General features: G+C 63.7%; 8 protein-coding genes. All 8 read right to left on the reverse strand.

Features of this window, described 5'->3' with window-relative positions; translation table 11 throughout:
* Positions 1–240: 240 nt before the first annotated feature.
* Positions 241–618 carry a VOC family protein gene (locus tag J4F42_11210; GenBank protein ID MCE2486072.1) on the reverse strand — a complete coding sequence of 126 codons (378 nt, stop codon included), beginning with the start codon at positions 616–618 and terminating at the stop codon, positions 241–243.
* 24 nt (positions 619–642) lie between these two features.
* Positions 643–972 carry a hypothetical protein gene (locus tag J4F42_11215; GenBank protein ID MCE2486073.1) on the reverse strand — a complete coding sequence of 110 codons (330 nt, stop codon included), beginning with the start codon at positions 970–972 and terminating at the stop codon, positions 643–645.
* Positions 956–1183 (reverse strand): DUF433 domain-containing protein, encoded by a 228-nt coding sequence (locus J4F42_11220; GenBank protein MCE2486074.1) that lies wholly within the window; start codon positions 1181–1183, stop codon positions 956–958. Before J4F42_11220 ends, J4F42_11215 begins: the two co-directional genes overlap by 17 nt.
* Positions 1155–2015 carry an AAA family ATPase gene (locus J4F42_11225; GenBank protein MCE2486075.1) on the reverse strand — a complete coding sequence of 287 codons (861 nt, stop codon included), beginning with the start codon at positions 2013–2015 and terminating at the stop codon, positions 1155–1157. Before J4F42_11225 ends, J4F42_11220 begins: the two co-directional genes overlap by 29 nt.
* Positions 2016–2024: 9 nt before the next feature.
* Positions 2025–2411 carry a clan AA aspartic protease gene (locus tag J4F42_11230; protein ID MCE2486076.1) on the reverse strand — a complete coding sequence of 129 codons (387 nt, stop codon included), beginning with the start codon at positions 2409–2411 and terminating at the stop codon, positions 2025–2027.
* Positions 2412–2465: 54 nt separating this feature from the next.
* The gene (locus J4F42_11235; protein ID MCE2486077.1) at positions 2466–3410 is read right to left on the reverse strand and encodes a hypothetical protein; all 945 of its coding nucleotides are present in this window, start codon (positions 3408–3410) and stop codon (positions 2466–2468) included.
* Between the two features lie 6 nt (positions 3411–3416).
* Positions 3417–5714: a hypothetical protein gene (locus J4F42_11240; GenBank protein ID MCE2486078.1), complete on the reverse strand. Its 2298-nt coding sequence runs from the start codon at positions 5712–5714 to the stop codon at positions 3417–3419.
* 35 nt (positions 5715–5749) lie between these two features.
* The coding region (locus J4F42_11245) for a tRNA-dihydrouridine synthase (GenBank protein ID MCE2486079.1) at positions 5750–6523 on the reverse strand (774 nt) is incomplete at its 5' end.

Genomic DNA, 6523 nt, shown 5'->3' on the forward strand with positions numbered 1-6523 from the left:
ATCCACTCGGCATACTCGGCACACGCCTCGGGCGTGTAGCCGCTGTCGAGCTGCGATAGGTGGTCGTACAGTTCTTGCGGGGTCTTTTCCCCGCCGTAGATCGGGTGCATAGTCCCTCCCCAGGAGTTTGCGTAAAGTTGACGCATACTATGGCCGCAGAACGACCCTGTGTCAAGAGATCGTCCGCACCTGTGAGAAGGGCTGCCCGGAAGCGGTCGCCCGCCGAGCTTCAGACCCGCCCTACACCGCCCGCTTGCCGGCGTGCGACGAGGTGATCGTGAGTTCGTACTCGTCCGGCCCCAGCACGGTGAACCAGCGGTGGACCGTACCGGTTTCGATCTCGGAGGGCTTGAAGCCGGCCTCGGCGTACTGGCGGCGGGTCGCGAGCACATCGTCCACCATGAGGTCAAAGGGTGCCTTGGTGCGGCTGGGAATGGGGTCCTCTGCCACACGCAGCACCAGGTGGGTGCCGCCCCGCAGCTCCAGCACGCAGAAGGTCGGCGTCTGATGAATCATACGCATGCCCAGGCTGACAAAATACGCGCTGGCCTGGGGCACGTCGGTCACCCGCAGGCTGACGTGACCAATCGCCACCGGGGGTCGAGCATCGTTTTCCATGGTCGTCTCCTTTGCAGAGAATGCCTATGCAGGCGGATATATCCGCACTGCCTCTCCAGGCCGGATTTCGGCCATCAATCGCTCGATTTCGGGCACCAGCGCCACCAAATCATCGAGCGTCTTGCTGGGGGCACGCAAGATTGCAACGGCTATATCGAACTGTTGGGGTGGTTGTTGGTCCGGAAGGTGGTTGTCCATCGTTACAAGAACATCGAAATATTCTTGGGCGGCACGTAGCAAAGCACCGTTCTTGAGACCTTTCCAGCCACGATACTCTACCGTTTCGACCTCAACTTCAGGTTGGAAGTAAAGCCTGAGTCGGATCGGAATATCCTCGTCAAGAAGCACTTGCATTCCGCGCTCTCAAGTAATCCAATCCTTGGCAAGAAAGATCGAGATAGGACTCCAGCTGCCAGCGCTCGACCGTGGGATAATCCTGGAGAAATTCCTCGATGGAGTGTCCCCCTTTGAGATAGCCCACCAGGTTGTCCACCGGGACTCGCGTGCCGCTGAACACCAGAGCACCGCTGTGGACTTCAGGGTCGCGTTGGACAACCTTCTCCAATGGAATTGTGTTCTGCCCTCCATTCGCCATCGTAGATGCTCCTTTCGTCCTCCGCTTCGTCGTAGTCTTCGGTAAAGGCGAGCGCAGTCTCCATCCAGCCTTCGGCAAGGAGGCGTCCCAACCCCCCTTTGGATGTCCGTAGCTCCTTGGCGTTGGGCAGTTCGGCGACCGGGCGGATGATGGCATCCTGCGAGTCTTCGAGACGACAGACGACGGACAAGTGCTCAAACGTGCTGTCGTTGACAAAGGTCAACAGGGCGGGCGAATGGGTGGTCGTGACGACCTGAAGGCCACGTTTCGCAGCTTGCTTTTCGATGAGTTCGAGCAAAAGCCACTGTCGTGCTGGGTGAATGCCGGTGTCAATCTCCTCGAAGAAATACAGGCCCGATGGGTTCTCGCCGAGCAGCACGGTGAGCATGGCGAGAAAGCGCAGCGTGCCGTCCGAGGCGCTATAGGCCGGCACCTTTCTGCCATTCGCCTCGCACAGCGTGAGATGGACACGGCCGCTGGGATCGACGGGAAACTCGAAGCCCGTCACATCCACCAGTTCCGTCAATTCAACTTCAAGGAGAAACGAGGAGTGCCCGAACCGGATAATCTCCTTCATCGCGCCACGGATCGTCTCCCATTCGATCTGACCGCCAACACCGTATTTCCCGCCCAGAATCTCCGCCAGGGTGTAGCCGCGTCCGATGCCACTCAGGAAGCGGAAGGCGTCGCGGATGTTGCTCTTGCCGCTGGCGTTGGCGCCCACGAGAATTGTGAACGGACCGACGCGCAAGGTCTCGTCGGCAAAATTCTTGAAGTTTTTCAGGCGAACGGATGTAATCATCGGACTTCCCTACACGCGTTCATGGCTCCGAAAGCTCTTGAGACGGACGGCGGGGAGTCGTTTGAGGCGCTGGCTGGTCGGATCGACTTCAATACCTACCGATCCCAAGGCGGTGACGCCGAGCAGTGGCTCCACGTTCGCTTCCCCGAACAGAATCGTCCCGCCGACAATCTCCCCCATGAATTCGATGTCTGCGGTCGCGATATCCATCTTGATCTCCCGCCCATCGGCCAGTTCATACACCCGCTGACCTTTGGGTTTGAGACCGATGGCTTCCAGGTGCGGTCTGGGGACGAGGGAATCGGCAGCACCGGTATCAACCAGAAAAAGTCCTTCCCAGCTTCTGTCCGGCTCGGCCGGGTTTCGGATGATCACGGTGACGTGTGTTGCACCCATTGCAATCTCCTTCAATCTCCGTAGACCATCAGACACAGGAACGCAATTCGGCGGTCAGCCTTGGGCGGCGTACAGGGCTTGGCCAAAAGCGACCCGCTCGGCCACCGATAGATTCCGGGGGGCGCGCCGTTCCACCGCCTCGATCAAGGGGCGCAGGCCGCGCCGGTTGGCGAGCTGGATGAGCAGGCCGGGCCGGGCGTTCAGCTCCAACACGCACGGGCCAAGGTCGGCATCGAGCACCACGTCAACGCCCAGATATTTGATGTCGGTGGCGTCGGCGCAACGGGTTGCCAGGCGCACCAGTTCCTTCCACTCGGGCACCCGGACTCCGCTCAGCCCCAGCCCGGTATCAGGGTGCTCGGTCACCCAGCGTCGTCTGGCCATGGCTCCGGTCGTCCGCCCACTGACCAGATCAATGCCAACCCCGAGTCCGCCGTTGTCCAGGTTGGCCCGACCCTCGGAGCGACGGGTTGCCAGGCGCAGCATGGCCATCAGGGGGATGCCCTGAAACACGAGGATCCGGATGTCGGGCAAGCCCTGGAAGCTGAGCCGGGCCAGCGTCGGGTGGGCTTGCAAGCGGCGCTCGACAAAGGCCTCGTCGTAGCGATGGTTGAGCGAGTAGACGCCGTTCAGGATATCGGACAGATGGTTCTCCAGGGTGCGCGGCCTGAGCGTCTGGCCCCCCAGGCTCAGAAAAGCCTCGGCCTCACGGCCGGCAACGACGATCACCCCGCCGCCACCCGTGCCCTGGGCAGGCTTGATCACAAAATCCGTCCAGTCGGCCGCATCCTGGACAAAGCGCCTGAGTTCGTGCGGGAAGCGGTACACCGCCAGGGTCTCGGCGACCGGAATGTCGCGCGCGCGCAGCAGGGTCTTGGTGTGCAGCTTGTGGATGGTGTCGTGGGCCAGGCGGCGCGGGTTGTAACGGGCGACCAGATCGCGGTCGCGCCGGTTCAGACCCAGGAACTGCCGGGACACGCGACGCAGCAGCGGCAACATGAGGCTCTATCTCTGGTCAGCGGCTGCGGCCTGGCGCAGCACGCGGGTAAAACGCACATATTCGATCAGCCGCATGCCGCGCCAGCAGCCGATCACCAGCTCCAGCCCGATGATCCCGACCAGCAGCTCGGGAAAGGCCAACAGCAGCGGCCTCAGATCGGTGTTCTCAATACAGCCGTACGACACGAGGGCTACCAGCAGGGTATTGGCGCTCAGCCGCAAGGCCTCCCGGGTGCCGCGCTCCAGCTGGGTATTGCTGAAATTCTCGATCATATTGGCGATAATGACCGTCGGAAAAATCCCGACCTGGAGCAGCGCCCCGATGCCCAGCCGCGCACCGACCAGGCTCAGTCCGGCCATGCTCAGCGCCACGACCGCAATCAGAATGGCCACCCGGGCGACCAGATGCAGGCGCAAGCCCTGCAGGGTCATCCGCAGGACGCCGCCGATACCGATGATGGTGCCGAAGATCAGCAGTCCCCAGCCCAGACCGGTGCTCAGAAAGGCCAGGGCGAGCAGCATAGGGGCAAAAAAGCCAAAGGTTTCCAAACCGATCAGGTTACGCCCGATAACCAGAAAAAAGGCGATGACGGGCAGGACCAGGATGGCGTTCAGGGCCGGCAGCGAGACCCCGGTCCCAATGGCGTAGTGCCACGCACCGACCACCCTGGTGCGCCACCAGCCCAACTCGCTGTCCTGGGACGGGACGTGAAAGAGGGAACGTGTCAACGGATTCATGGGCGTGGAGGACACGTTCCCTCTTTGGAGGCGTGTCAGACCGGCCAAGCTGGTCGCCCAGGCCGGGCCGGGGTCGGGTTGGTAGGGCAGCAGCGTTACCGAAACCGGGCCGAGCACCCGCTCGATCAGCGCCACAAAGACGTGGCCGACCGGTCGGGCCACGCCGCTGGCGATGACCAGCCGTGTGCCGGCCAAAAGGCGATCGTGATCTCTTTTGGATATCGTGTGGCTATCACGATTGCCTTTCAGGCTGAGCAGAGCGTACAGCCCGGCCGCGTCACGGGTACTGAGCAGGACCAGGTCGGCCTCGGCCAGGAGTGCCCGTTTGGCCTCGAACACGGCGTCCAGGCTGGCCTGGCGAGAGGCGCGCGAGCCAGCCTGGGTGCTGAAGACCGAGGCGTTGATCCCGGCTGCCCGGGCTCGGTCCAACAGCAGCTGGAGTTGGTGGTCCGACAGCTGGCCGCCATGAATCAGCACTGCCGAGGCCCGGGAACGGTCAACAGTGGCACTGGCCGCCCAGAAATGCTCGTGGCTCTCGGTATCATCCGGTCGGGGCGTGGCGTCGATGTCCAGGGCGGCACTCGGGCTAAGGCGTCGAATGACGAAGCTATAGTCCACCGACACCTGACGGGTGTGGCCCAACAGCGGCAGATCGTTGCGATACAGCGCCAGATAGGTATTCGGCAACCAGCCCAAATAGCCGCCGGCCGGGTCCAGCGGGACCCAGCTGCGGCCGACAAAGGCCTCGGCCCAATACATCGTCGTGCGCGTCCGCCTGAGAAGAGGAAACGTATCAACCGGTTCATGGGGTGTGGAGGACACGTTTCCTCTTTCATCGCCAAGCCGGATTCCACCGACCATCCGGGCCGGAATGCCGACCGCCCGCAGCACGGCCACCAGCGCGCGCGCCTTGCCCGCCCGGCCGCCCCGTTCGGCGCTCAGCACGGCCAAGGCGTCGCTGGCCGTGTCGCCGGGGCGTGCAGCGGCAAAGCCGGCGACGTAGCCGTACAGGGCCTCCAGTGCCCGGTCGAGACGCCCGGCGTGCTGGACGGCCTGCCAGGCCCGCTGCTGAATCTGGGGCATGTCGCTCTGGATCATCTCAGACGCGGCCAGATAGGGCAGCGCCTCGGCGGCGACCGTCTGAAACGGAAACGCGTGTTGGGGCAGCGCGGTCCGCACCTCGGCGATCTGGACGGTATAGGCGTAGCGAATCCGGCGCGGTGCGGGCGGCGTGTCCGCGACCCGCCAATGCCCCCACAGATTGACCGCGTCGGTCTCCTCCCAGTAGCGGACGCCGGGCGTGTAGGTCCGTCGCGAGACAATGCTCTGCCGGCCGTCAGACAGCGGCAGCAGCATGCTGATATGGGTGCCCGGCCGCACCGCGGTCAGGCTGAGTTGAACGCGCACATCCCAGTAGGCGTGAGCCGCAGGCTGGGCGGCCGACCGGCCCACGCCCGGAACCGGCGTGTTGGACTGAGCCGGACACGGCATGAGCACCAGAACCAGCAGGACCAGCAGCACAGAAACAGGAAACGTGCCAACCGGTTCCTCTGGTGCGGAGGACACGTTTCCTCTTCCAGACATCCGCGCGTCACCTCCGCCTAGCCGGCGGCCGCCAGATCCGGAGCTGCCGCTTCAGCGTTGTCGGACCGGTGCCGAAAAGCCAGGAAACGGCCCACCAGGTCGTGGTAGTGTTCGACGCTGCGCAGCTCCTTCATCGCCAGACGCAGGGGCTTACACGGCCCAAAAGACCGGGCGTAGTAGTCGATCACCTTCCGAAACTGGAGACACGCCAGCTTTTCTCCACGCTGCTCGACACTGCGTAGAAAATGGCGGGTCATGAAGGCCACCCGCTCTTCGAGGCTGGGCGCGGGCGGCGGGACAGCGTTCAGACCGGCCCGGATACGGTGGAAGATCCACGGGTCGGCCAACGCGGCCCGACCAACGACCAGCCCGGCACAGCCCGTTTCGTCGAGCATGCGCCTGGCCGTTTGCGCATCACAGATATCACCGTTGCCGAATACCGGGATGGAGCGGACCGACTCCACCACCGCCCGGATGCCGGCCACGTCAACGCTGCCACCAAACGCCCCGGCCCGGGTCCGGCCGTGAATGGTCAGCGCCGCCACACCGGCATCCTCCAGCAGCGGCGCCACAATAGTCGCGTCGCGTCGCGTTGCGTCCCAGCCCAGGCGCGTTTTGACCGTGACCGGAATGCGGACCGCCCTGGTGATGGTCTGGACAAACCTGGCGGTGCGCTGCGGATCTTTGAGCATGGCCGCCCCAGCCCCGATTTTGACCACCTTCTCGACCGGACAGCCCATGTTGATGTCGATCAGATCCGCCCCCCGCTCTTGCAGGTACAGGGCGGCATC

Source organism: Desulfurellaceae bacterium, assembly GCA_021296095.1.
GTDB lineage: Bacteria > Desulfobacterota > Binatia > Bin18 > Bin18 > JAAXHF01.